General features: G+C 61.8%; 27 protein-coding genes. 21 read left to right on the top strand and 6 right to left on the bottom strand.

What is annotated here, in order from left to right; translation table 11 throughout:
* Positions 1-3 precede the first annotated feature (3 nt).
* The 3 genes from SBI20_RS03440 to SBI20_RS03430 are packed head-to-tail and all read left to right on the top strand — an operon-like array spanning position 4 to position 1873.
* Entirely contained in the window at positions 4-378 is a 375-nt protein-coding gene (locus SBI20_RS03440) for a phage tail protein (protein WP_317973729.1), read from the top strand.
* Positions 378-1394: a contractile injection system protein, VgrG/Pvc8 family gene (locus SBI20_RS03435; protein ID WP_317973728.1), complete on the top strand. Its 1017-nt coding sequence runs from the start codon at positions 378-380 to the stop codon at positions 1392-1394. Before SBI20_RS03440 ends, SBI20_RS03435 begins: the two co-directional genes overlap by 1 nt.
* Complete coding sequence (locus SBI20_RS03430; protein WP_317973727.1) at positions 1391-1873, top strand: low molecular weight protein-tyrosine-phosphatase; 483 nt, start codon at positions 1391-1393, stop codon at positions 1871-1873. The genes SBI20_RS03435 and SBI20_RS03430 overlap by 4 nt, the downstream gene beginning before the upstream one ends.
* Here the strand turns inward: SBI20_RS03430 and SBI20_RS03425 are convergent, their stop codons facing one another.
* The gene (locus tag SBI20_RS03425; RefSeq protein WP_317973726.1) at positions 1874-2911 is read right to left on the bottom strand and encodes a class I SAM-dependent methyltransferase; all 1038 of its coding nucleotides are present in this window, start codon (positions 2909-2911) and stop codon (positions 1874-1876) included. It abuts the gene before it with no gap.
* 177 nt (positions 2912-3088) lie between these two features.
* Positions 3089-3748, bottom strand: coding sequence for an XRE family transcriptional regulator (locus SBI20_RS03420; protein WP_317973725.1), 660 nt, complete (start codon positions 3746-3748; stop codon positions 3089-3091).
* Here SBI20_RS03420 and SBI20_RS03415 point away from each other — a divergent pair.
* The 10 genes from SBI20_RS03415 to SBI20_RS03370 all read left to right on the top strand — a co-directional run bounded on the left by SBI20_RS03415 (position 3669) and on the right by SBI20_RS03370 (position 8751).
* Entirely contained in the window at positions 3669-4142 is a 474-nt protein-coding gene (locus tag SBI20_RS03415) for a transcriptional regulator (protein WP_317973724.1), read from the top strand. The genes SBI20_RS03420 and SBI20_RS03415 overlap by 80 nt on opposite strands.
* Positions 4139-4591, top strand: coding sequence for a hypothetical protein (locus SBI20_RS03410; RefSeq protein WP_317973723.1), 453 nt, complete (start codon positions 4139-4141; stop codon positions 4589-4591). Before SBI20_RS03415 ends, SBI20_RS03410 begins: the two co-directional genes overlap by 4 nt.
* Before the next feature lie 3 nt (positions 4592-4594).
* Positions 4595-4939 carry an Ogr/Delta-like zinc finger protein gene (locus SBI20_RS03405; protein ID WP_317973722.1) on the top strand — a complete coding sequence of 115 codons (345 nt, stop codon included), beginning with the start codon at positions 4595-4597 and terminating at the stop codon, positions 4937-4939.
* A 96-nt stretch (positions 4940-5035) separates the two neighbouring features.
* A complete protein-coding gene (locus SBI20_RS03400) occupies positions 5036-5233 on the top strand; it encodes a hypothetical protein (protein WP_317973721.1) in 198 nt (65 codons plus the stop codon).
* Complete coding sequence (locus tag SBI20_RS03395) at positions 5233-5487, top strand: hypothetical protein (RefSeq protein ID WP_317973720.1); 255 nt, start codon at positions 5233-5235, stop codon at positions 5485-5487. Before SBI20_RS03400 ends, SBI20_RS03395 begins: the two co-directional genes overlap by 1 nt.
* Positions 5487-5696 (top strand): hypothetical protein, encoded by a 210-nt coding sequence (locus tag SBI20_RS03390; RefSeq protein ID WP_317973719.1) that lies wholly within the window; start codon positions 5487-5489, stop codon positions 5694-5696. Before SBI20_RS03395 ends, SBI20_RS03390 begins: the two co-directional genes overlap by 1 nt.
* 8 nt (positions 5697-5704) lie before the next feature.
* Positions 5705-5980, top strand: a complete 276-nt coding sequence (locus tag SBI20_RS03385; protein WP_317973718.1) for a DUF2312 domain-containing protein — start codon at positions 5705-5707, stop codon at positions 5978-5980.
* Positions 5981-6006: 26 nt separating this feature from the next.
* Positions 6007-6267, top strand: coding sequence for a helix-turn-helix transcriptional regulator (locus SBI20_RS03380; RefSeq protein ID WP_317973717.1), 261 nt, complete (start codon positions 6007-6009; stop codon positions 6265-6267).
* Between the two features lie 245 nt (positions 6268-6512).
* Positions 6513-7778 (top strand): tyrosine-type recombinase/integrase, encoded by a 1266-nt coding sequence (locus tag SBI20_RS03375; protein ID WP_317973716.1) that lies wholly within the window; start codon positions 6513-6515, stop codon positions 7776-7778.
* Between the two features lie 22 nt (positions 7779-7800).
* Complete coding sequence (locus SBI20_RS03370) at positions 7801-8751, top strand: helix-turn-helix domain-containing protein (protein ID WP_317973715.1); 951 nt, start codon at positions 7801-7803, stop codon at positions 8749-8751.
* Between the two features lie 502 nt (positions 8752-9253).
* Here the strand turns inward: SBI20_RS03370 and SBI20_RS03365 are convergent.
* Positions 9254-9583, bottom strand: a complete 330-nt coding sequence (locus SBI20_RS03365) for a ribbon-helix-helix domain-containing protein (RefSeq protein ID WP_317973714.1) — start codon at positions 9581-9583, stop codon at positions 9254-9256.
* Positions 9580-10221: a nucleotide-binding protein gene (locus tag SBI20_RS03360; protein ID WP_317973713.1), complete on the bottom strand. Its 642-nt coding sequence runs from the start codon at positions 10219-10221 to the stop codon at positions 9580-9582. The genes SBI20_RS03365 and SBI20_RS03360 overlap by 4 nt, the downstream gene beginning before the upstream one ends.
* 354 nt (positions 10222-10575) lie before the next feature.
* Here SBI20_RS03360 and SBI20_RS03355 point away from each other — a divergent pair, with 354 nt between their 5' ends.
* From SBI20_RS03355 to SBI20_RS03340, 4 genes are all read left to right on the top strand, one after another.
* A complete protein-coding gene (locus tag SBI20_RS03355; protein WP_317973650.1) occupies positions 10576-11007 on the top strand; it encodes a hypothetical protein in 432 nt (143 codons plus the stop codon).
* 51 nt (positions 11008-11058) lie between these two features.
* A protein-coding gene (locus SBI20_RS03350; RefSeq protein WP_317973651.1) for an IS5 family transposase occupies positions 11059-11825 on the top strand; the annotation gives its coding sequence in 2 pieces (ribosomal slippage) (positions 11059-11371 and positions 11371-11825; 768 coding nt in all).
* Between the two features lie 138 nt (positions 11826-11963).
* Positions 11964-13391 (top strand): AAA family ATPase, encoded by a 1428-nt coding sequence (locus SBI20_RS03345; protein WP_317973712.1) that lies wholly within the window; start codon positions 11964-11966, stop codon positions 13389-13391.
* 9 nt (positions 13392-13400) lie between these two features.
* Positions 13401-14006: an RloB family protein gene (locus SBI20_RS03340; RefSeq protein ID WP_317973711.1), complete on the top strand. Its 606-nt coding sequence runs from the start codon at positions 13401-13403 to the stop codon at positions 14004-14006.
* 68 nt (positions 14007-14074) lie between these two features.
* Here SBI20_RS03340 and SBI20_RS03335 read toward each other — a convergent pair whose 3' ends face one another.
* Both SBI20_RS03335 and SBI20_RS03330 read right to left on the bottom strand, forming a co-directional pair.
* The gene (locus SBI20_RS03335; protein WP_317973710.1) at positions 14075-15121 is read right to left on the bottom strand and encodes a phage portal protein; all 1047 of its coding nucleotides are present in this window, start codon (positions 15119-15121) and stop codon (positions 14075-14077) included.
* Between the two features lies 1 nt (position 15122).
* Positions 15123-16970, bottom strand: a complete 1848-nt coding sequence (locus SBI20_RS03330) for a terminase large subunit domain-containing protein (protein ID WP_317973709.1) — start codon at positions 16968-16970, stop codon at positions 15123-15125.
* A 159-nt stretch (positions 16971-17129) separates the two neighbouring features.
* Between SBI20_RS03330 and SBI20_RS03325 the strand changes: the two genes are divergently transcribed.
* From SBI20_RS03325 to SBI20_RS03310, 4 genes are all read left to right on the top strand, one after another.
* On the top strand, positions 17130-18029 hold the full coding sequence (locus SBI20_RS03325; protein ID WP_317973708.1) for a GPO family capsid scaffolding protein: 900 nt from the start codon (positions 17130-17132) through the stop codon (positions 18027-18029).
* Between the two features lie 48 nt (positions 18030-18077).
* The gene (locus SBI20_RS03320) at positions 18078-19106 is read left to right on the top strand and encodes a phage major capsid protein, P2 family (protein ID WP_317973707.1); all 1029 of its coding nucleotides are present in this window, start codon (positions 18078-18080) and stop codon (positions 19104-19106) included.
* A 109-nt stretch (positions 19107-19215) separates the two neighbouring features.
* Positions 19216-19953: a phage terminase small subunit gene (gene gpM / locus SBI20_RS03315; RefSeq protein ID WP_317973706.1), complete on the top strand. Its 738-nt coding sequence runs from the start codon at positions 19216-19218 to the stop codon at positions 19951-19953.
* Complete coding sequence (locus SBI20_RS03310) at positions 19950-20150, top strand: hypothetical protein (RefSeq protein ID WP_317973705.1); 201 nt, start codon at positions 19950-19952, stop codon at positions 20148-20150. The genes gpM and SBI20_RS03310 overlap by 4 nt, the downstream gene beginning before the upstream one ends.
* Positions 20151-20190: the final 40 nt, after the last annotated feature.

Here is a 20190-nt window from a genome sequence, read left to right as displayed (position 1 = left end):
GCCATGCTCGCCGCCATCGGCATGTTCGTGTTCGACACCCAGACCCTCCTGCCCGACCGCATCGGGCGCGATCGCGCCTGGCGCCACGCGCGCGATGATCGCTTCCTCGCCCCGGCGGCCTCGCAGTTCGTCGGGCCGGGCGACGACAAGGTGACGATCACCGGCACCCTCGTCCCCGAACTGGCGGGCAGCGCCTCGGCCATCGAGACCCTCGCCGAAATGGCCAACGAGGGCGAGGCCTGGCCCCTGATGGACGGCACCGGCACGATCCTTGGCACCTACACCATCGACCGTCTGGCCAACGAAGGCGCGCTGCTGATCGACAACGGTCTGGCCCGCAAGGTCGATTTTACGCTCGAACTCACGCGGGTGGCCTGATGTCTGATCCGTCCCCTTATGCCCAGCCCCGCGCCGCGTGGCGCGTCACGCTCGACGGCGCGGATCTGACCGCCACCCTCGCCCCGCGCCTGATCTCGCTGCGCCTGACCGAAAAGTCCGGCGAAGAGGCCGACGCCCTCGAAATCGTCGTGCAGGACACCGACGCGCAGTTCCTGCCCCCGCGTCAGGGCGCCACGCTGTCCCTCGCGCTGGGCTGGTCGCGCGGGACGGGCGTTCCCCTCGGCCTCGTCAACAAGGGCACGTTTACCGTGGACGAACTCACATGGTCCGGACCGCCCGACCGAGTGACCATCACCGCCCACAGCGCCAACTTCAAGGGCAGCTTCCGCACCCGCAAGACCCGGAGCTGGCACGCCACCACGCTGGGCCAGATCGTGGAGCAGATCGCCGCCGACAACGCCCTCACGCCCGCCTGCCACCCTGATCTGGCCGGGCAGATCGTCCCCTCGGCCGAGCAGCACAACAAGAGCGACATGCAGTTCATCCGCGATCTGGGCCGCCAGTTCGACGCCTTGGCCACCGTCAAGGCCGGAACCCTGCTCTTCGCCCCGCGCGGCACCACCACCAGCATCAGCAACAGGCCCCTGCCCACGCACACCATCACCCGCCAGCAATGCAGCACCGCCTCGTGGCGCCGCGCCGCGCGCGAAAAGGCGCACGACGGCGCCCAGGCCCAGTGGCACGACCAGCAGGCTGGCCGCCGCAAGACCGTCTCGACCGGCGGCACCAACCCCCGCCGCCTCAAGCGCATCTACCCCAACGAACCCGCCGCCCGCGCCGCCGCCCAGGCCGAAATCACCCGCCTCGCCCGCGCCTCGGCCACGATGGAAGTGACCCTCCCCTACGGAGACCCGGCAGCCACCCCCGGCACCCGCATAACCCTGTCCGGCTTCCGCCCCCACATCGACAAGGGCGTCTGGAAAGTAACCGCCTCCACCCACGACCACGGCCCCAACGGCCTGACCACCCGCCTCTCGCTGGAGACCGCAGCATGAGGCCCTATGCCATTTCATCGGTCCTGCTCGTGTGCTGGGGCAACTTCTGCCGCTCTCCCATGGCCGAAGCCGCCCTGCGCGCCGAGATGCGCCGCACCGGCACCATGGCGCCGGTTCTATCTGTCGGGATCGGGGCGAGGCGCATCGGCCAGGCCGTGGACAAGCGCGCACGCCGCGAAGGTTTCGTGCGCGGCATAGACATGTCGTCTTATCGCGTGAAAAAGCTGGCCCCGCACCACTTCCGGCAGGCCTCCCACATCTTCGTGATGGATCGCCAGAACCTCGCCGATGTGCGGGCGCTGGCCCCGGCAGACTGCACTGCCGGGATCAGCCTTCTGCTCGACACCATCAACGACCACAAGGGCCGCGAAATCGCCGATCCCTATCGCGGCACCCAGCAGGACTTCGCCCGCGTCTGGCGCCAATGCGCCATGGCCGCGCGGGAAATCGCAAAACAATTACCGCCGGGTGTGCTCTGATCAGATAACCTTCCCGACGACCAGAAGTTCATCGCCATCATGGTTCCCTGCCAACAGGCTGGCGTTCCCTCGCAAAACCTTTCTGTCCTCTTGCCACCATCCAAACAATTTCGATGAATTATCAGTACCGCTTGCGCGGGCGCTTTCCCGGTCCCAAGCTGGCGCCGCACGGGCGGAGCAGCGAGCCAGATGGATTCCGAAGCCGGTATCCCGCAGGGCATCCTGCATTGCCGACAACGTGTAGAGCCGCAAATGACGCGGCGCTTCATACCCGCGCCACCAGCGCCCCCATTTTCTGCGGTTGGCGCTATCGAGGTTGGGAGTGGCGATGACCACATGCCCGCCCTGGCGCAATACGCGCTTCGCCTCGGTCAAAGCAGGCCTGACCTCCCACAGGTGTTCGACAACATGGTGCAGGAAAATAATATCTACCGAGTTGTCATCCATCGGTATATTTTCAGCAGACCCCAGCAAAAGCTGACGCCCTGCCCTTTTTCCATTGGCTACAGCGATGGGATCAGGATCTACCCCGAGCGCTGTCCCCCATCCAATTTTGGATAAATAGTCGAGCCTTTCCCCCGAACCGCAGCCGACGTCCAACGCGACCTTCTGCTTTGAAGACGGCACAGCACCGGACAAAAGTATCCGATATTCTGCTTCTCGGAACAGAAATGGCAGAGAAGGAAACTTATCGCCATGGTGGCGATTACGCCGGTTTATCCAGCGACCAAGCGCGACTTCGATTTTATCAGGTGGCGAAGCACTATGCGTATAATAATTGCCATAGGCTTCAGCCAATTTTTCGGGCGTCAAAGGGTTGGCAATATGTGCAATCCCACATTTCTTTGACGAACAGCGATCATATCGCCACGCCCCTGGATACCCAAACCATGGATCGGTAACGGATTCTTCCAGAATGAAGGATTGGGAGCCGCAAACAGGGCACAATCCGGGAGCATCTGACATGCGCTCCCGTCCTTGCGATTGCTGCTCATCTGCAACGCTACGCGTCGCAGGAATGGCTGTGGCTTGTTCCATACTGCCCCTGAAAACACATCAAGTCCCCGTGCGAGCATTCGTGAAACGAATCGGGGGGATGCGCGGCCTTCTGAAGCAAGGCCTTGGAAGAGGCAACATATTGAAATTAAACATCCATTATGGATGTTTTTAACTCTCGGGCGTAATCTGAGGGAGCCATCCGGCCCCCTTCGCGGGTCACATCTTCCGAAAGAACGCGACCACGCGGCCCAGAACGTGGAGTTCGCCGTCGTAGGCGGTGATGGGGCTGATGGCTGGGTTGTCGGACAGGAGGAGCCAGCCTCCGTCGTTGGTGGGGCGCAGGCGTTTGACGCAGCCCAGGCCGCAGTAGCTTACAGCCCAGACCTGATCGGTCAGGCGCGGCGCATTTTGCGAGGTGTCGATCAGCAGCAGGTCATTGTCATGCATCGTGGGGACCATGCTGTCCCCTGAGCCTTTGACGATGAGGAGCTTTTCCGCCGAAGCGCGGGTATAGATATTCAGCCATTCGCGCGGGAACAGGTGCTGAACTTCCTCGACGGGCTGATCGAGATAGGTGGCGCCCATTCCGATCGCCAAGTCGACTTGGCGGACCTCGACCATGCCCATCTCGGCTGCAACGGCAGATGCAGATGGAACCGGCACGAATCCGGCAGAAGGATCGTCGGTCACCCCAGTCAGATATTCCGGGGTCGTTTCGAGTTCCCGTGCAATCACATGAAGGTGTTTTGAGCCAACTTTATTACGATTTATCAATGCGTGAATAGATGATTGGGCCATGCCGACCCGACGCGCAAGCTCAGACTGCGACAGCCCCATCACACTCAAACGTTCGGAAATTCGCTGGCCTAAGGTCATGCCAAGGCAGTCTATAGGTTTAGCTATAGATGCCCATTGCGCTTTTTCGTTTGACGCACCTAACGCTTTTTCGATAGATGGCGTTATGCACACTCAAATGTCCCCATTTGAAGCCCTACAGGCAGCCGTACATGCAACAGGTGGCCAATCTGCGCTGGCTCGTGTGTGCGGTCGTTCACAGCCTGCCGTATGGAAGTGGGTCCAGTCTGCCCAACGTCTCCCGGCAGAGCATGTCCTCACCGTCGAAGCCGCCACCGGCATTCCGCGTCACCTCCTGCGCCCCGACATCTACCCGGCCGATCTTGGCCCCTCGCCTGCCTGGAAAGGTGTAGATCAGGGCACGCAGCGCGTCTCTTTCAATCAGAACAGCGCTTTGCAGGAGCGCGCGGCATGACCAAGCGTCGCGATCCCCTCACCTTTCACCGCGCGCTCACGGTCATTGCCGGGCGCATCGGGTGGGACAAGTGCGCGATGATCGTCGGACGCAGCGAGCGTCTGGTGCGCATGTGGTCCGACCCGGATGCCGACAGCGAGATCTCGATCATCGACGCGCTGCGGCTCGACAAGGCCTTCCTCGCCGCCGGGGGCGATCATGCGCCCCTGCACCGGGTCTACAGCTTTCAGGTCGATCTGGAGACCGCCGCTGGCGATCTGTGCATGACCCGCGCCGCCGCCTCGGTCGCCAAGGAAAGCGGCGAGGCCGTGGCCGCGCTGCTCGATGCCGCGCTCAATCCCGACGATGCCCAGGCCCTTCGCCGCGCCCGCAAGGAAGGCGAGGAGGCGCTGGCCGCCCTCACCGATGGGCTGGCCGCGCTGGGCCGCTCGCAAGCCGGGGCGGCCTGACCCATGGCCTCGCTGCCCGATCCCGGCCATGATCCGCTGGCCCTTGGCCGCACCGACCGCTTGCGCTGCCCGCACTGCAAGTTTGCCGGGCGCCGCCGGTCGAGCCGCGAGATCACGCCGACCCATCGCGACATCTACTACCAGTGCACGAACCTGTTTTGCGGCCATACGTGGAAGGCCAGCGAGACCTACGACTATGGCATCGTGCCCAGCGCCATCCCCGATCCGCGCGTGACCCTGCCCCTGCGCGCCGTGAGCCGTCAGGACGCCATGGAGATCACCCGCCCCCGCGACACGGCCCAGCCCGAACTGTTCGACAGCGCCTGCCCGCCCGAGCTGCCCGGCTGATCGCCCCTCTTTCCTGACCGCCGCCACATTTTCGCTTCCCCGCCGCCGGGCCTCGTTTCCGGCGACGGGAAAGCCTTGCCCGAAAGGACCGCCTCCATGCGTCTTTCTGCCCAATCCCAACCCGCCAGCTTCGAATGCAGCTGCGGCAACGAACACCGCGCCGCTGACGGCCTCCTGCCTATGGGCTGGACTGCCCGCCACGGCGCCTGCTGGTGTCCGGACTGCACCCGCTCGGGCGCTCCTGCCCGCCAGCTGCTCCACGGCGGCACCCGCCAGCGCCGGAGGGCCGCCTGATGCCCCGCGCCGCGCCCGCCCACTTCCCCTACGACCACGGCTCGCTCGCCCGGAACAACACCAGCAACCCGCGCGCCTGGCATCTGGCCAACAAGGCCCACTTCGACGCGCTCTACCCCGTGCCCGATCACAGCACCGGGATGCGGCATGTGCACAGCAAGGACCGGCAGGCCTGTCTCGAAGCCGCACGCCAGTGGCGGCGCGACAACAAGGCGCGCTTCGACGCCCTCTATGGCCCGGAAGGAACTTGCTGATGCTGCGCCCCCGCTCCCGCCGCCTCACGCGCAAGCAGCGCGAGGAAATCCGCTACCAGCACGCGACCCACCGCCTCCAGCGCCATCGTGACGACCTGATCGACGCATCCGAAGCCGTAGGCGTGGGCGGTGTTGTGCTGGGCGTGGTCTGCGTCCTGTGGATGCTCACGCGCTGCGGCCCGACACTGCTGCCCGGCCTGTTCGGATGAGGGCCGCCATGAAAGACCAGCTCACCATCCCCGTCCCCCTGCCCGACAAACATCGCGCCGCCGACGAGCGCCTGGAACACGAGATCGAACGCATCGAGCGGCTCGAAGAGGAAAAGCGCGGGCTCAGCGAGGATATTCGCGACGTCTACAACGATATACGCGCCGCCGGATACGACACCAAGTGCGTCCGCCAGATCGTGCGCCTGCGCCGCATGAAGCCCGAAGACCGCCGCCAGATGGAAGCCATCCTCGACGTCTACAAGAACGCGCTCGGCCTCGACTGACCGCCCCCTTTCAAAGGATCACCTCAATGGTTCGCCGCGCCACTGCTCCCGCCCTGCCCGAAGACTTCGACATCCACGTCATCGCCCGCCCCGAGCGCCAGCTGCGCCGTCAGGAGGTGGAAGTGATCACCGGCCTCTCGGCCAGCTCGATCTACCGCCTCCTGGGCACCGGAGACTTCCCGCGCCCGCTGCGCATCACCCCGCGCTGCGTCCGTTGGCTCGAATCCGAAATCGCCCACTGGCAGGCCAATCAGGCCAGAACCGGTTCCCCAACCTTGGGGAACTGATGGGGGTATCGAGCAAAAAAGCATCCTTCGAACCCACGTAATTCTGCGAGTTTTCGGCAAATGTCAGACAGTCACCTCTTCCGCCATTAGCCCTTTCCCAGGGCTTCCAAACCGTCCCGAAAAGCTTGATTTTTGGTGGATTTTCAGCAATTCGCCCGGATCAAGTTCACCCATGCCTTCCCACGGCTTCCCCCATTATGCGGGGGCGTTGTGGGGGCATCCATTTGCGCGACTGGGGGCGTTTGGTGCTGACCGACAAGGAGTGCAAAGCAGCGAAGCCGGGCGACAAGCCCGTCAAGCTGTTCGACGGGCATGGCCTGCACTTGCTTGTCAGCACGACCGGGCACAAGAGCTGGCGCCTGAAATATCGCGTGCGGGGCAAGGAAAAGCAGTTTTCCCTGGGGCCCTATCCAGAGGTGCGGATCTCGCAGGCGCGCGAAATGTGCATGAAGGCGCGTGCGATTCTCAGGGACGGGCGAGATCCTGCCCTGGAGTTCAACACCAAGATACAGCGGCGCAAAATCACGGCTTCGCACGAAAGCAAGTTCGCGTCGGTGGCCGAAGCCTGGCACAGCAGGCAGGTTCCCCGGTGGAAGGAACGGCATGCGGACGATGTGATCCATTCGCTCCGGCGGGATGTGTTCCCGATCATCGGCGAAATGGATGTGCGGCTGATCCGTGCCGGGGATATTCGCGACCTGCTGCTCGATGTGCAGGAACGCGGCGCGCTGGAAACCGCGCACCGGCTGTTGCAGCGGATTTCCTCTGTCTTTCAGTATGCGATTGCGTTCGAGTTGACGGAATTCGACCCGACAGCGGGCGTGTCGCTGGTGCTGCAAAAGGTAATCAAGCGAAAGCAGCCGGCAGCCCTGTCGATCGATCAGGCGCGGGACTTCTTGCGGGCGTTCGAGCGCATCCCGGCGCACCCGTCGACGAAGCTGGCCTCGCGCCTGCTCGCGCTGACCGCCGCAAGGCCGGGCATGGTGCAGATGGCGCAGCCGGGCGAGTTCAAGGATCTGGACGGCCCCTCCCCGCACTGGCGCGTGCCTGCCGCGAAGATGAAGCTGCGCAAGGTCGACTCGCAAAGCGATGCCTTCGACTTCGTCATCCCGCTGTCCAGGCAGGCGGTCGAAACGGTGAAGGCGGCCATGGAACTGGCCGGGGCCTGCAAGTATCTCTTCCCCTCGGCGCGGCATTCGCATCGCCCGATCACCAGCAACGCCTTGAACATCGCGTATCGTCGCGTGCTGGGCTGGGAGGGCAAGCATGTGCCGCATGGCTGGCGGGCCAGCTTCAGCACGATCATGAACGAGCGGGCGCTCGATCTGGAGCGGCCCGGCGACAGGGCGGTGATCGACCTGATGCTGGCGCACGTCCCTTCGGGCGTCGAATCCCGGTACAACCGGGCCGCGTACATGGCGCGGCGCAGGCAGCTGGCGCAGGAATGGGCCGATATGCTGCTCAAGGGCTTCTCCTCGCCAGAACACTTCATGGATCTGCCGCGCCGCTGATCCCCGCCTGGGAGGCCGCACGATGAGCGCGGTCTCTTTCGGCTCGCTGCTGTCGAGCATCAGCCACAAGACCCCAACCGAAGCCACAGTCCGCTTCTGGCGCCGTACCTACAAGGTCAGCGATCCGCGCGCGCGCGTTGGGCGCCTCTGGGGCGACGGGAGCCCGGCCCAGGGCCGGATCGTGGGCGCTACGATCATCGAAGTGGCGACCAGGTGGTTCAAGCAGTCCAATCAAGATGCCCGGACGAGCTATGCGAAGGCCTGGCAGGAATATGTCGAGGCGGGCCGCCCGGAGGGCAAGGCTCCCAAGAAGGCCAGAAAGCTGAAATGGAACGTTCTGGCGACGCTCGAAGCGGTCTTGAGCTTCATGGACTACGCCACGGGCGAGTGCATCGCGACCTATGAGATGATCAAGGACGCTGCCGAGTGCTGCCGCGATACGGTCTATCAGCACCTCAACATTCTGCGCGACCTCGGGCTGATCGATTGGGTGCGTCGCTGTGAACCCACGGGCAACACTGAAGGCCAGATGACCAAGGCCGCGCCCAACGCCTATTTCTTCGAAATCTCCCGGCTCCCCCTCAAGGCACAGATCCTGATGCGCCAGATCCTGAAGCGCCGTGGCGTGAAGCTGGAAGCTCACCCGGATCGCCAAGGATCTGGCCCTGTGCCCAATCGGGCGCAGCGCCTGGCCGGGCGTATCGCCAAGAGCCTGTCCAGCACTGTCGGCACCATTCGCAGCCATGCACAGCGCAAGGCCCAGCTGGCAGATGCCGAAGCCGTCAGAAGCGAAATGGCGCTCATGGGGGACATTCCGACGCACCAGTGGGCCGAAATCCGCCACCCCGGCGATCTTGTCGCCCAGGAGGCTTACAACGCCCGCATGGGCATCCTTCCTTTTACCCCTGAGAGTCTGGAAATTCCGCTTCATTCCCCCCTTGCAGAACGAAGGGAAAAGGACAGAGGCCGCTAACGCGCCCTCTGGGCAAAATTTGAATTGCCCCCAAGGCCTGAAACTCGATTTTCCCCTTCAACGACCCGCTAGCGGACCTGTCGTGTAGGGGCGGCTGCGCCGCCCTGGGCTATCCAGAGGGGGCAAGAGCAAAGGGCGTGCCAGACCTGCCCCCGAAGTGCGTTCCGAGAGGGCATTGACCTGCGTAATTTTGCATAACGGGTCACATTGTAATGTGATGGGTCGGAAGGGCCGGAAAACGGCGGATTTCGGGCTGTTCCGGCTTCGCCTCGATCTCGGCCGAAGTGCGTAATTTCGGGGGAAAGAGCGCGGAGGCGAGGCGTGGGGGAAATGCCGATAGCCGGGGTGGTGGTGGCCCCCTTCCCCAAAGTTTTGGCCGGGGCGGGATAGGCAAAAAAATGGGGCCGGGGATCGATCCCGGCCCCGCTCAGGGCGCTTGTGCAGTCGCATGCGGGCCATGTCCATTCAAGCCCGCCCCCTCTGGGCGGGGCTCCCAGCCCGCCTATCGGGCGATCTTCCGACCGGCCTTCTTCGTCAACAGGTCTGCAATCGCCTCGGCCAACAGGGCCTGGACGGTGGTGTCCTCTTCTGCCGCGATCATGCGCAACTGCATGCTGATCTCGGGCGGGAAGTGTCCGCCGATCATCTTCGTCCCGACCCGCGAGGGTTTGATCTGCTTGCCCCCGGCGGTTTCGGTCGCTGCGCGATCCCGGCCACGAGGGCGCGCCCCTGCCATGCCCGATGGCGTGGCGGCGGCGACCGGACCTTCTTCTGCGCTCGATGCGCGGTCGAGCATCGCCTGGAGCGAGTTGCCTGCGGTCTTCTTGGTCATGTGGCCGAATCCTTCATGCCATCATATAGGCGTATACACGTATACTTGTATAGATTGAGGATTTCAGCCGCTGCCGCGCCCTTCGGCTCGAACTCTTGCGCGGTCAGTCCGGCGCCCTGGGCGCGGAAGAATGCCTTCCGGTTGCCGATGGTTACGGGGCAGACAGCGGCCCCCAACTGCTCGACAGCGGCTATGGCGTCAGCCGTTTCGGTGCCTTGTGGCGAGACAAAGGTCAGCACGACGGCTGAAGGCTTGGCAAGTTGTCGGACCAGATCCAGCGTGTGGGTCATGCTCATGGTGTCGAACACTGCCGCCTTCGTCGGGACCAGGACGAGATCCGCGTGGGCAGCAGCCTGATAGGCAACGTCGCGGGCGACTGCCGCGCCGTCGATGATGACCAGGTCTGTTCCGGCGCGTTTGGCCGCCGCGATCACCGGGCCGAGCCGGACGGCCTGCAACGAACTGACTGCCGGGGTTTCGCTCTCGCGCACGTCCGACCAGAAAGATGCCGTCGCCTGCGGATCAAGATCGAGGATGGCGGTCGACTTGCCGTCGGCTTCCGCTGCCACAGCCAGGCACGTCGACAATGTGGTCTTTCCGACGCCGCCTTTCTGGGAAAGAATAGCGATCACCTTCATGGCCTTGGGGTTCCTTCGATACCATGTGTATGCCCGTATAAATGTATACACGAATACACATAGAAAGCTAGAAAAACCCTGGCAACGTAGGCAAATTTGAATGGTCTGTTACCACCATTGAACTGCGGTTCTCCCCTCTGGCGTATATCGCCCAATTTATGCCGTTCCGGTGCGGCCCCGGGAAAGTCAGTCGACGCCAAACCGGCCTTCCACGTGCCTCGCCCCGTCGATTGCAACCGACTCGCAAGCGGCCATTGAAGCTCTGGACTAGGCCGTGAACCCATAAATCTGTGATGCTAGATTACCAGCGGCCACCGTGTGGACAGGCACGCCCTTCGAGCGCAAAGTGCAGGCATGAAGAAGCTGGCCGCCATCTATGAACGCAAGGGGCAACTGTTTGTGACGGCGTCGCACAAGACGGCGGCGGGTTTTTGGATCGACGATGAGCAAGTGGCTTGCCTCAGCCAGCCTTCGCATGATGAGTTGGGTCGCGCCATCGAACAGGCTTTGGCTCGATCGCAGGAAGGCGTCCCGACGCCGCCGCCCGATGCACACATCGACAAGCCATTGCTGGCGGCCGCCGGCGTTCGTTCGTGGACCACGTTCATGAAATTGTCCAAGCATGTCAGTGTCGTGAGCGACGGGAGTTTGCTCAAAGTCACCCCCTATCGCAATTTGGGTAGCAAAGAGGGCTTTGAGCCGGAGCCGGATATAGCGGTTCCATCTGCTAATTCGGCCTCGGCTTTGGGGCAGATCGTTGCAGACCTGCTCAGCCGAGCGGCATAGCGGCATTGGCTCGAACTTTCTTCTTCCGTCAAAATCTGATTCAGGCTTGGCATGAGCCGATATGACTTGACCGACTTCGAGTGGCGCGTGATCGAACCGCTGTTACCGAATAAGCCCCGAGGTGTGCCGCGCGTCGATGACCGCCGCGTGCTGAACGGCATCTTCTGGGTGTTGCGGTCCGGCGCGCCTTGGCGCGATCTGCCCGAGCGCTATGGCCCGCGCACCACCTGCTACAACCGCTTTGTAAGATGGCGGAAAGCAGGAGTGTGGGATCGGATGATGGACGCCATTACCGCCGCCCACGACGGCGACATTCAGATGATCGACAGCACATCTATCCGGGCGCACCAGCAGGCTGCGACGGCAAAAAGGGGGATCGAGATCATTGTCTCGGTCGCTCCAGGGGTGGACTCACAACCAAAATCCACGCGGTCGTCGACGGGCAAGGCCTCCCGATCCGGCTGAGCCTGACCGCAGGACAAAGCCATGACGGCCAAGCTGCCGACCATCTGCTCAAACATGTCGGTGCCGGAACAATCGTGCTGGCGGACAAGGCCTACGATGCTGATCGCATCCGGGCGTCACTGCGTGAGAAGGGAGCGTTTGCCAACATTCCGCCCAAGGCCAATCGGAGGTCGAAACCGTACTTCAGCACGTGGCTGTACCGCGAGCGGAACCTGATTGAGCGCTTCTTCTCCAAGCTGAAGCACTTCCGCCGTGTCGCAACGCGCTATGACAAGTTGGCAGAAAACTTCCTCGCCATGGTCCAACTGGCCTCAATGCGGCTGTGGCTCCGTGTTTATGAGTCTACGGCCTAAGCCTATCTGCGTTGGCTTACCCTGGACGCCATAATGCCACTCGACTTGGCTTTCCTGCCACAAGCGTAGGACTGAGGTGTGGCATATTTGTGCCGAGCGGTCATAGTAGCGAGGAAGGGGCGTGAAAAAATCTCCTGATTGAGCGCTTCACGCACACCAAATCCCTTGATAAGGCTGTTAGAAGAGATTTTTTCACGAAGTCATTCGGAAAATTCAGGAAAAACAATGCTTCTTAGATTTACGGTCCAAAATGCCTACTGTTTTGGCGCCGAGTCGGTGCTGTCCATGGTCGCGACAAATGACGATCGACACCCTTCACATGTCACTCAAGGCCCTGATGGCCGCCCAAACTCTCTGCGCTTGGCTGCCCTCTATGGGGCTAATGGGCATGGCAAAACCAATTTAGTTCGTGCGATTTCCGCTTTGCAAGATTTGGTTGCCGAGCAGAAATGGAGCGTTCCTCGCTTCAAACTCGATCCCGATCTTGGGAAAGAGCCGACACGAATGGTAATCGAATTTCGGCAGGGGGAGTTTGATTACGAGTATGGCGTTGTAGTTAATGGTAAAATAGTCTCTGAGGAATGGCTTTTTCGGACGGATGGATCGGGAAAGGAAATTCTTCTATTTGAGCGAACCAGTAAGAAAAATAATGATTCATTTGAGACATCGCTCGTTCCAGGAGATAGTCTTAAGAGGGAGCCTAGCCCGGTTAAGGGCTTAAAGATGAGCAAATATCTTGAAGTTCTTTCTGCAGGACTGAAGGAGAATAGGCCATTCTTATCCGAACTGGATGAGCGTAAAATTCCTCTTCTTGATCCAGCATATGAATGGATTACAAAAAAGCTTGTAACCATAACTGCAACGTCAAATTATGCGCCACTATTTGATAGGGTTGGTCGTGATGAAGAATTTCGCAAATTTCTGGAAGGATTTTTGCGTCGATGCGATGTTGGAATTTCTAATCTCTCATCTCGAACTATTAAGCTAGATTCTGCCTTTTCTGAAAAATTGCCGGACCATTTCATGCAACAAATATCGAGCATGGAGGCCGACGAATGCCTTCACGTCAAAGGGGATGACGGGATATCTTTTGTGCTGGATCGTGATGCGAATGGCGAGATCGCCATGAGGAGTCTCGAGGCTGTTCGCCTAGACACACGAGGAGAGAAGGTAGAATTTTCATTTGATGAAGAATCATCAGGTACAAGGAGAATGCTTGATCTAGCCCCAATGATCGCAGACCCGAAGGACGATAGGGTGTATGTTGTTGATGAGTTAGACCGCAAATTGCACCCGATGCTAAGCTATCGTTTCGTCGAGGAGTTTTTGCGTAAGGGAGCTGGACAGCTAGTCCTCACTACTCATAACACACACCTAATGGACCTCGACCTTTTGCGCCGTGACGAGATATGGTTCATTCAGAAGCGCCCTGACGGTAGCTCTGATCTCTATTCCCTGGCGGAAATGAAAATCCGTCCAGATCTAAATGTCAGGAAAGGCTATATAAATGGGCGCTTCGGTGCCATTCCATTTCTAGGGAATCCTGATGCGATGGTGGAATGTTGAGGCCGCTGTATGCCCATAACAAGTAGGCGGGCTAGGCCCTTAGATCGTACCACTGCAGTTCGAGATGCCACTCTCGTCGTTATCGCCACAGAAGGAAAGATAACTGAAAAGATATATTTTGATATTTTCCAATCCACTAAAGTCCAAGTCCGGACAATCGTCAGTGAAGACAATAAGAGTTCACCTGAGCACGTCCTTGCTCGCCTGAAGGAATTTCGTGACACTTTTGAGCTCAGCGACGACGATGAATTGTGGCTAGCGATCGATCGGGATCGCTGGACACTAAAATCGCTGGCTGAGGTTGGGCGACGCTCGCAATCTGATGGCTTTGGGGTTGCATTGAGCAACCCCTGTTTCGAGATCTGGCTGTTGCTTCATTATTCAGACTCTGTTCCTGAAAAACTGAAAAGTTCTGAGGCGGAATCCCTTCTTAAGAAAGCTAGAGGTAGTTATAATAAATCTTCATATGACCCCAAAGACTTTGTTGAAAAAATTCCATCTGCGATAATTAATGCTCGATCCTTGGATGCAAATCCAAGTGATAGATGGCCAAATAAAACAGGAAGTCGTATTTACAGAATTATAGAATCAATAAATTCAAAATCAAAATTATAGGATTTTGTTTTTATTAGGTGATGGGCGTGTCCGCGCCCTTCCCTCCGCCTCTCCGGGCGGGGCAGAACTTATTTCGCGGCGCCTGGCGCTACGCTGGCAAGCAGGGCCGTGATATCGTCCGGCTCCTTGAAGGCGACGGCCTCGAAGCCCAGGGAATCGTTGACCTCGGCCAGGCGTTCCTGGATCGGCACGATTTCGAGGTGATAGAAGGATCTGGCCGCGTCGATGACGTTGCCGAAGCCGGTCCCGTTCTTGGGCACGATGCCGAGCAGCTGGGGCGGCGTGCGGTGGGCCGACAGCATGTCGTCGCGCGTCACCTCCTTGATGCCCAGGAATTCGTCTTTTGCGGCCACCTCGGCGATGGGCTTGATCTGCACACCGTCCGGTTTCCCGTTAGGGATGTGCAAGAGCAGGTTGCGGAAGTTGCCGGGCCCTTTCGAGTTTTGCAGGGCCTTGCGCAAGGCCTCGATATCCAGCTCCTGCATCCCGGCTTCGCTGATGTAGAGGATGAACCCGGCGTGGCTGCCGTTGAGGTAGTAGCGCCGCCGGAACAGTGTGGCGTTTTCGTTGAGCAGGCCGGACTGCAACGCCGATATGTATTCGGGCATGCCGTAAATCTCCTGAAGCGGGTCAGGCTCCAGAATGTGATGCACGCGGCCCAGCAAATGGGGCTCGTAGGTCAGCAGGCCGGGCTGGATGAACCAGAACTGCCCCGGCGTGATGCCCTTGCGGGTCCATGCCGCCGGGCTTCTCTTGAGGCTCATCGGCTCGCCCAGGACGTTGGGCACCTCCTCGACATAGGCATTGCCGAAGATCAGCCAGTCGAGTGCCCAGGCCGAGAAATCGGCCCGGCTGAGCCACTTCGACGGCTTGTAGGAAGCCCGCAGCAGGTTGCGCTTGAGCAGGATGGCGCTCTGGTGGTGCGAGGCCATGCGATAGGCCTTGCCCAGCCCCACCGGGCTGATCGGGGGATCATACCACCGGGAACCGCGCACGACCTCGAACATGTCGAAAATCTGGCTGCGGTCCAGCACGCTTTCGGGCGCGCCGAACTCGTAGGAATGCCAGCCCTGGGCCGGGGCGACGGCATTGCCCGGATGCGCTTGACCGTCCATCTTAGAAAATCTCCATGGTCGAGGAACCGCCGGGCGATTGGGTGCTGTCGAGCGGTTCGAAATAGATCGCGTGCATCACGGCCCAGGCCACGTCCGCGTGGCCGATGCCGCCCGCGCGATCGGCGGTGTATGTCACGCCCTTGCTGGTGAATTCCGGCTTGATCGCCATGAAGGCCTGAAGGACATCCATCCACCCGGCATCGAATTCGAGGCGCCCGGCGCTGATCACGTTCTTGGCCTTGAGGACCATCTGGGCCTTCAGGTGGACCGAATAGTGATAGGCCTCGGCCAGGGGGAACCACTTGGACACGAGCTGGTGCACGGCCTTGCCCGCGCCGGTGGTGTCGATGCCGATCCGCGTGACGCGGTATTTCTGGGCCATGTCCTTGATCGCGGCGGCCTGCCCCTCGAAGTCCTTGCCCTTGATCCGCTGCTTTTCGAGGATGCGGAACTTGCCGCCGGGCTTGAGGGGCGGCGCGACCGCGACCAGGGCGGCCTCGTCGGCTGTCGCGCTTTCGCTGGCGTTCGGGTCGTAGCCGATCCAGACCTCGCCATCGCCGAACGGGCGCAGGGCATAGGGTTCGAAGTCCCGCGACCATGCGTCCCAGCTGTCGACCATGCAACGGCGCATGAGCGCGAAGGGGAACATGCTCTGGCTGTCGTCAAGGAAGATGCACCGGAACAGGTTGTCGAATTCGTCGGCTGCATATTCGAGTTGCAGTTCCTCCACGTCGACCAGATCGAAACCGCCCTCGATGGCGTCGAAGACGGTGACGATCTGGCGCCAGACATTGTCCGCGCCCAGGGCACCGGCCTTCAGGTGGTCGTGCGAAATGTCGATCTTGATCCGGTCGCGCTTGGCCCGCCGCTTGTTGACTCGCTCGCCGGTCCACATGGGGTGGGCCTCGTGGGCCAGCGTGCTGGGCGTCGAGAACAGCGTGCGGGTAAACTGCTTGTGGGTCGCGATGGCCGAAGCGACCTTGAACAGTTCTTCGAACCCGTAGATCCAGAAGCATTCGTCGATGATGACATCGCCGGTATAGCCCTGCGCGGTGCGGTAGTTGGTGCCCAGAAAATAGAGGGTCACGGCCTCGATAGGGGTGCCGTCTTCATCCGCGCCGCGCTGGATGACCATCGGGTCACCCTTCAGTTCGATGCCGCAGACCTTTTGCACCCATTGGACGATGTAGTTGCGAAAGATGTTCGCTTGAGCGCGCGAGGCGGAAATGAAAATCTGGTTCTTGCCGGTCTCTAGCGCGACGAGCAGGCGCTCGCGCGCGAAATACCACGTCGCACCGATCTGGCGCGACTTGAGGATCATCCGGGTGCGCAAGGACGTGGAAGTCAGCCAGACCGACTGATGGCCGAACAGCCCGGTTTCCAGATCCGCCCGCAGCTGCGCGGCCATCTCGGGCGTGATCAGGTTCTTTGTCTTGTCCTTCTTCTTGTTGGTGGCCCTGGCCCCCTTCGCCCGGTCAGGGTTGAGATCGACCTCGTTGCCGCCCTCGCCCAGATATTTGCGCTGGCGGGCCATCCGCTCGAACTGGCGGCCCAGAAGGTCGATTTCCTTGTAGTCGCTGCCGGTCTTCTGTTCCTTGGCGATCAGCATCAGATACCGTTCGAGCGTGCCCTCCTCGGCCCGCTCGATGGCGCTGGCCTGATCCCACTTGTGGCGGACCTTCCAGCTGGAAACGGTCGCATAGGGAAGGCCGAGTTCGTCCGCGATCTGGCTGATCGCCCACCCCCGCCAGTACAGCGAACGGGCCTGAACATTCTGGGCGATGATCGGGGCAATCGCCAGACTGGCCGGGTTCGGGTTGGGCGGGTTCTGGCTGGCGGCGTCTTCCATGGCTTCACGATGGGAGAACGCCCGCGCGAAGGGCACCGGGCGGCATTGTGAGGCCGGAAGCAACACTATGCGCGCGTTGAGAAAACGCGCGTCCGGCGGTGTTGTGTGGCCTCACCCGGCGCCGCCGCAATCCGCGCCATAACCAGGATGGAATCCAGCATGGCGACGAGCCCCAAGTTTTTCCGCGTGGCGACCGAAGGCGCGACCACCGATGGCCGCAAGATCGAGCGCGCCGATATCGATCAGATGGTGGCCACCTATGACCCGGCGACCTTCGCGGCGCGCGTCAATGTCGAGCATGTGCGCGGGATTGCCCCGGACGGCGTGTTCGGCTCCTACGGCGATATCCTTTCGCTCAAGGCCGAAGACGTGCAGCTGAACGTCGGCGGCCAGATGCAGACGCGGCGCGCGCTCTTTGCCGAAATCAAGCCACTGCCCTCTCTGGTCTCGCTGACCGGCGCGGGGCAGAAGCTGTTCACCTCCATCGAGATCAACCCCAATTTCGCGGGCACCGGCAAGGCCTATCTGGCGGGCATCGCGGTCACCGACAACCCGGCCAGCCTGGGCACGGAAATGCTCGCATTCTGCGCCGGGCAGGGGGCCGCGTCTCCCCTCGCCTCGCGCAAGCATGCCGAAGGCAACCTGTTCACCGCCGCGGAGCCGGTCGAGATGAATTTCGCAGATGCGAGCATCCCGGTGCAGGACAGCACGGGGATTCTGGGCCTCCTGCGCGCGATGTTCAATTTTTCGGTGCAGGGCAACACCGGGCCTTCGCCTGTCGCGGAACAGGTGCCGGCCACCCAGCCCCCGGTCGGCAATGGCGGGGCCACGGCGGCGCCTGCCGGTGGTCACGATACGGCCTTCGCCTCCCTCGGTCAGGCGGTCATCACCCTGGCCGAGCAGCACCGGGACCAGATGGAGCAGCTCGCAAGCCGTCAGCAGGCCACGGATGCGGCCTTCGCCGCGCTTCAGGAGAAGCTGGCGAACACGACCGCGCACACCTTCACCCAGCGCCCCGGCGCGACCGGCGCCGACAACGTGGAGCGCGCCGACTGCTGATCGCCTGATCGATCAGCCCTTCCCCCCCAGTTTCCCCAAGGATTTCCCATGAAGCCGCAAACCCTTGAACGCTTCACCAGCTTCGTTGGCCGGATGGCCGAGATCAACGGCGTTTCGCCGGACATTGCCGCCACCCGCAAGTTCACCGTCGCCCCCTCGGTCCAGCAGACGCTGGTGACGCGCATGCAGGAAACCATCGAATTCCTGAGCGAGATCAATATCATTCCGGTCGATGAACAGAGCGGTCAGAAGCTCGGCCTGGGCATCGGCGGGACGATTGCCGGGCGCACCAACACGGCAGGCGGCACGCGCCGTGCGGGCATCGATCCCACCGCGATGGATGGGTCCGACTATTTCTGCAAGCAGACCAACTTCGACACCGCCCTGCGCTACGACAAGCTCGACATGTGGGCCAAGTTCCCGGACTTCGAGACGCGAATCCGCGACGCCATCGTCACCCGCCAGGCGCTCGACCGGCTCACGATCGGCTTCAACGGCACCTCGGCAGCCGACCAGACTGACCGTGAAGCCAATCCGCTGCTTCAGGACGTGAACAAGGGCTGGCTTCAGAAGATGCGCGAAGACAGCCCGAAGCGTGTCCTCTCGGCTGTCGAGGGCGGCAAGGTCGCGGGCAAGGTATCGTATGGCCCGAACGGCGATTTCACCGGCATCGACGCGATGGTGTGGCGTGCAAAGCAGGTCCTGCTTCCGGCCTGGGCGCGTCAGGCTCCCGGTCTGGTCGTGCTCGTGGGCGACGACCTGATCGTCGACAAGTACGGCCCGATCATGGACGCGGCGGAAGGCTCGCTCGACACGCTGGCGAAGGCTGCCGTGATGGCCGACCGGCAGTTGGGGGGCCTGCCCACCGTCCGTGTGCCCTACTTCCCGGCCAATGCGTTCCTGATCACCACGCTCAACAACCTGTCGATCTACTACCAGGACGGCAAGTCGCGACGGCTGATCAAGGACGAGCCCGAGCTTGACCAGGTGACCGACTACCAGTCGTCGAACGAAGCCTATGTGGTCGAGGACTACAGCTTTTCGGCCTTGGTCGAAAACATCGCCCAGGCCGCCTGACCCCGTTTTGGGCAGGCCTGAGCCCCTCCCCTGACGGCCTGCCCAACTGGCCCCGCGCCGCGATTTTCCGCCTTTCTCGCGGCGCGGGCCAGATCAAGGAACTTGCCCCATGAAATGCCCCTTTCGCGCCCATGTCGAGCGCGTTTCAGCAGCCAAGGCCGGGACCGGCGCGCGGATGAATGGCCAGGGCCTGGCCCCGGCAGAGCATGGCGCCGGGGCCAGCGAATATCGCCTGCTTCTCGCTGCGCTGGGCAATGACCTGCGCCAACTGTCGAACACCCAGTCGCTCGAACGCAAGATCGAGATCAAGCGCGGCCTGTTCGACCGATACCGCGATTGGGTCGACGGGGCCCTGTCCGCCGAGCAGCCCGCCCAGGACGAGATCCTCGGCACCATGCTGGTCTGGTCGATTGATATCGGCGACTGGCCGCGCGCGATGGCCATTGCCGAGCATGTGCTGCGCCACGGCCTGACGCTGCCCGAACGATACAAGCGCACGGCGGGAACGCTGATCGCCGAAGAGGTGGCCGAAGCCGGTCTCACGCTGCCGTCGACCGTCGACCTTGCCACGCTTCAGCGCGTGGAAGCCCTCACCGCAGCGACCGACATGCCCGATCAGGTCCGCGCCAAGCTGAAAAAGGCGACCGGGCTGGCATTCAAGGCCGCCGCCGAAGCCTTCGACCCGAACGCGGAAAGCGGGGTTGCTGGCGGAAAGCCCGCCCTGATCCGCGCCGCCATCACCCAGTTTGAACGCGCCCTGGCCCTGAACAGCACCTGCGGGGTCAAGAAACTGATCGCCCAGCTTGAACGCGAACTTGCGCAAGCCGCTTCGGAGAAAGCCGAATGACCGCGATTGTCACCGTTCACGCAGCCACCGGCCCCGTGATCGTCTCCCAATTCCTGATGGACCAGGGCGAACCGGCGGATGATTCCCAGTGGGAAGATATCGGTGGGGTGGCGATGGGCGAGACGCGCGATTTCTACGCGCATGACCGCAAGGCCATCATGGTCCGCTCGATCCCGAAGGGAAGCCCCGAAATCTAGAGATGCGCCCCACAGCGCCGGGGGGCGGGCTGCGCCCGGC

The sequence above is a fragment of the Novosphingobium sp. IK01 genome, assembly GCF_033242265.1.
Taxonomy (GTDB): domain Bacteria; phylum Pseudomonadota; class Alphaproteobacteria; order Sphingomonadales; family Sphingomonadaceae; genus Novosphingobium; species Novosphingobium pituita.
Note: the sequence above shows the minus strand (reverse complement) of the source record. Positions and strands in the feature narration are given on the sequence as shown.

What these genes read in the sequence shown, in the direction of transcription:
- SBI20_RS03440 (WP_317973729.1), top strand. Translation starts at nt 4, where the DNA reads ATGCTCGCCGCCATCGGCATGTTCGTGTTCGACACCCAGACCCTCCTG.
- SBI20_RS03435 (WP_317973728.1), top strand. Translation starts at nt 378, where the DNA reads ATGTCTGATCCGTCCCCTTATGCCCAGCCCCGCGCCGCGTGGCGCGTC.
- SBI20_RS03430 (WP_317973727.1), top strand. Translation starts at nt 1,391, where the DNA reads ATGAGGCCCTATGCCATTTCATCGGTCCTGCTCGTGTGCTGGGGCAAC.
- SBI20_RS03425 (WP_317973726.1), bottom strand. Translation starts at nt 2,911, where the DNA reads ATGGAACAAGCCACAGCCATTCCTGCGACGCGTAGCGTTGCAGATGAG.
- SBI20_RS03415 (WP_317973724.1), top strand. Translation starts at nt 3,669, where the DNA reads ATGCCGACCCGACGCGCAAGCTCAGACTGCGACAGCCCCATCACACTC.
- SBI20_RS03420 (WP_317973725.1), bottom strand. Translation starts at nt 3,748, where the DNA reads ATGACCTTAGGCCAGCGAATTTCCGAACGTTTGAGTGTGATGGGGCTG.
- SBI20_RS03410 (WP_317973723.1), top strand. Translation starts at nt 4,139, where the DNA reads ATGACCAAGCGTCGCGATCCCCTCACCTTTCACCGCGCGCTCACGGTC.
- SBI20_RS03405 (WP_317973722.1), top strand. Translation starts at nt 4,595, where the DNA reads ATGGCCTCGCTGCCCGATCCCGGCCATGATCCGCTGGCCCTTGGCCGC.
- SBI20_RS03400 (WP_317973721.1), top strand. Translation starts at nt 5,036, where the DNA reads ATGCGTCTTTCTGCCCAATCCCAACCCGCCAGCTTCGAATGCAGCTGC.
- SBI20_RS03395 (WP_317973720.1), top strand. Translation starts at nt 5,233, where the DNA reads ATGCCCCGCGCCGCGCCCGCCCACTTCCCCTACGACCACGGCTCGCTC.
- SBI20_RS03390 (WP_317973719.1), top strand. Translation starts at nt 5,487, where the DNA reads ATGCTGCGCCCCCGCTCCCGCCGCCTCACGCGCAAGCAGCGCGAGGAA.
- SBI20_RS03385 (WP_317973718.1), top strand. Translation starts at nt 5,705, where the DNA reads ATGAAAGACCAGCTCACCATCCCCGTCCCCCTGCCCGACAAACATCGC.
- SBI20_RS03380 (WP_317973717.1), top strand. Translation starts at nt 6,007, where the DNA reads ATGGTTCGCCGCGCCACTGCTCCCGCCCTGCCCGAAGACTTCGACATC.
- SBI20_RS03370 (WP_317973715.1), top strand. Translation starts at nt 7,801, where the DNA reads ATGAGCGCGGTCTCTTTCGGCTCGCTGCTGTCGAGCATCAGCCACAAG.
- SBI20_RS03365 (WP_317973714.1), bottom strand. Translation starts at nt 9,583, where the DNA reads ATGACCAAGAAGACCGCAGGCAACTCGCTCCAGGCGATGCTCGACCGC.
- SBI20_RS03360 (WP_317973713.1), bottom strand. Translation starts at nt 10,221, where the DNA reads ATGAAGGTGATCGCTATTCTTTCCCAGAAAGGCGGCGTCGGAAAGACC.
- SBI20_RS03355 (WP_317973650.1), top strand. Translation starts at nt 10,576, where the DNA reads ATGAAGAAGCTGGCCGCCATCTATGAACGCAAGGGGCAACTGTTTGTG.
- SBI20_RS03340 (WP_317973711.1), top strand. Translation starts at nt 13,401, where the DNA reads ATGCCCATAACAAGTAGGCGGGCTAGGCCCTTAGATCGTACCACTGCA.
- SBI20_RS03335 (WP_317973710.1), bottom strand. Translation starts at nt 15,121, where the DNA reads ATGGACGGTCAAGCGCATCCGGGCAATGCCGTCGCCCCGGCCCAGGGC.
- SBI20_RS03330 (WP_317973709.1), bottom strand. Translation starts at nt 16,970, where the DNA reads ATGGAAGACGCCGCCAGCCAGAACCCGCCCAACCCGAACCCGGCCAGT.
- SBI20_RS03325 (WP_317973708.1), top strand. Translation starts at nt 17,130, where the DNA reads ATGGCGACGAGCCCCAAGTTTTTCCGCGTGGCGACCGAAGGCGCGACC.
- SBI20_RS03320 (WP_317973707.1), top strand. Translation starts at nt 18,078, where the DNA reads ATGAAGCCGCAAACCCTTGAACGCTTCACCAGCTTCGTTGGCCGGATG.
- gpM (WP_317973706.1), top strand. Translation starts at nt 19,216, where the DNA reads ATGAAATGCCCCTTTCGCGCCCATGTCGAGCGCGTTTCAGCAGCCAAG.
- SBI20_RS03310 (WP_317973705.1), top strand. Translation starts at nt 19,950, where the DNA reads ATGACCGCGATTGTCACCGTTCACGCAGCCACCGGCCCCGTGATCGTC.